The following is a 2,300-nucleotide window of genomic DNA, read 5'->3' on the forward strand; positions in this document are numbered from 1 at the left end:
GCCGTCGATTTCCGGAGCGATGTGATGGCAAGCGCGCCCTGGCTGACGGTCACGCCCGGCACAGCCCCGTTGCTGGTGTCGATCCCACACACCGGCATCGACCTCGCCGGCCTTGAGAATCGGCTGGTCTCGCCCTGGCTCGGCCGCCGCGACTGCGATTGGTGGATCGATAATCTCTATGACTTTGCTGCCGGCCTCGGGGCGACGGTGGTGCACACCGCGATCTCGCGCACCGTCATCGACGTCAACCGCGATCCCTCCGGCGCCTCGCTTTACCCCGGCCAGGCGACGACCGGCCTTTGCCCGACCGAGACTTTCGATGGCGATCCGCTCTATCGCGAGGGCGAAGAACCGGGGCCGTCGGAGATCGACGAGCGTCGCGAGAAATTCTTCGTGCCCTACCATGCCGCCTTGCAGGTCGAGATCGACCGGTTGCGTGGCCTGCACGAAAAGATCGTCCTCTATGACTGCCACTCGATCCGTTCAGTGATGCCGCGCCTGTTTGAAGGCACGCTGCCGGTTTTCAACCTCGGCACCAATGACGGCAGGAGCGCCGATCCGACGCTGCAGGCGATGGTCGGCCAGATCATGGCCGAAACCGGTGAAACCTTTGTCATCAACGGCCGCTTCAAGGGCGGCTGGATCACACGCCATTTCGGCCAGCCGCAACAAGGCGTGCATGCGCTGCAGATGGAACTCTCCAATCGCGGCTATATGCGCGAGCCCGATGGCAAGGGTACGCCGGACAACTGGCCGGTGCCTTACGATGCCGAGTTTGCCGCACCGATCCGCGCCACGCTGCGGAAAATCCTCGAGACTGCGACGTCCTGGGCGCGCGTCTGACATCAGGCCTTTTATGGAGTGACGCCATGAACAATCCTCGCCACAACATCCGCGAAGTCCGCAGCCCGCGCGGCACCGAAATCAGCGCGCGCTCCTGGCTGACGGAAGCGCCGCTGCGCATGCTGATGAACAATCTCGACCCGGATGTTGCCGAAAATCCCAACGAGCTGGTCGTCTATGGCGGCATCGGCCGGGCGGCGCGCACCTGGAACGACTTTGACCGCATCGTCGCCTCCTTGAGGACGCTGGCCGATGACGAGACTTTGCTGGTCCAGTCCGGCAAGCCGGTTGGCGTGTTCCGGACCCACCCGGACGCCCCGCGCGTGCTGATCGCCAACTCCAATTTGGTGCCGCACTGGGCGAATTGGGAAAAGTTCAACGAGCTCGATAAGAAGGGCCTGATGATGTACGGCCAGATGACGGCCGGCTCGTGGATCTACATCGGCACGCAAGGCATCGTGCAAGGCACCTACGAGACCTTCGTCGAGGCCGGCCGCCAGCACTATGGCGGCAATCTCAAGGGAAAATGGATACTGACCGGCGGTCTCGGCGGCATGGGTGGCGCCCAGCCGCTCGCCGCCGTCATGGCCGGCGCCTGCTGCCTGGCGATCGAATGCAACCCGGACTCGATCGATTTCCGCCTGCGCACCCGCTACGTCGACGAGCGCGCCGACACGCTCGACGAGGCGCTGGAAAAGATCGAACGCTGGACCAAGGCCGGGGAGGCGAAGTCGGTCGGCCTGCTTGGCAATACGGCCGACATCGTGCCGGAGATGTTCAGGCGTGGCATTCGCCCCGATATGGTCACCGATCAGACCTCGGCGCATGATCCCATCAACGGCTACCTGCCGAAGGGCTGGACGATGGCCGAGTGGCGCGAGAAGCGCGTCAGCGACCCCAAGGCGGTCGAGAAGGCGGCACGCGCCTCGATGCGCGAACATGTCGAGGCGATGGTGGCGTTCTGGAACGCCGGCGTGCCGACGCTCGACTACGGCAACAACATCCGCCAGGTGGCCAAGGAGGAGGGGTTCGAGAACGCCTTTGCCTTCCCCGGTTTCGTGCCGGCCTATATCCGTCCGCTGTTCTGCCGCGGCATCGGGCCGTTCCGCTGGGCAGCCCTTTCCGGCGATCCTGAGGATATCTACAAGACCGACGCCAAGGTGCGCGAACTGACGCCCGGCAACACCCATCTGCACAACTGGCTCGACATGGCGCGCGAGCGCATCGCCTTCCAGGGCCTGCCGGCGCGCATCTGCTGGGTCGGCCTTGGCGACCGCCACAGGCTCGGACTCGCTTTCAACGAGATGGTGGCCAAGGGTGAGCTGAAGGCGCCTGTCGTCATCGGCCGCGATCACCTCGATTCCGGCTCGGTCGCCTCGCCGAACCGCGAAACGGAATCCATGAAGGACGGCTCGGACGCTGTCTCCGATTGGCCGCTGCTCAACGCGTTGCTCAAC

The 2,300-nt window shown here is 64.7% G+C and carries 2 protein-coding genes; both read left to right on the top strand.

Annotated features, from left to right (window positions below):
- The first annotated feature begins 24 nt into the window (after positions 1-24).
- Positions 25-843, top strand: a complete 819-nt coding sequence (gene hutG / locus EN984_RS31675; RefSeq protein ID WP_127270281.1) for an N-formylglutamate deformylase — start codon at positions 25-27, stop codon at positions 841-843.
- Between the two features lie 26 nt (positions 844-869).
- The coding region (gene hutU / locus EN984_RS31680; RefSeq protein ID WP_127384222.1) for a urocanate hydratase at positions 870-2,300 on the top strand (1,431 nt) is incomplete at its 3' end.

Source organism: Mesorhizobium sp. M7A.F.Ca.CA.004.12.1.1, assembly GCF_003997835.1.
Classification (GTDB): Bacteria; Pseudomonadota; Alphaproteobacteria; order Rhizobiales; family Rhizobiaceae; genus Mesorhizobium.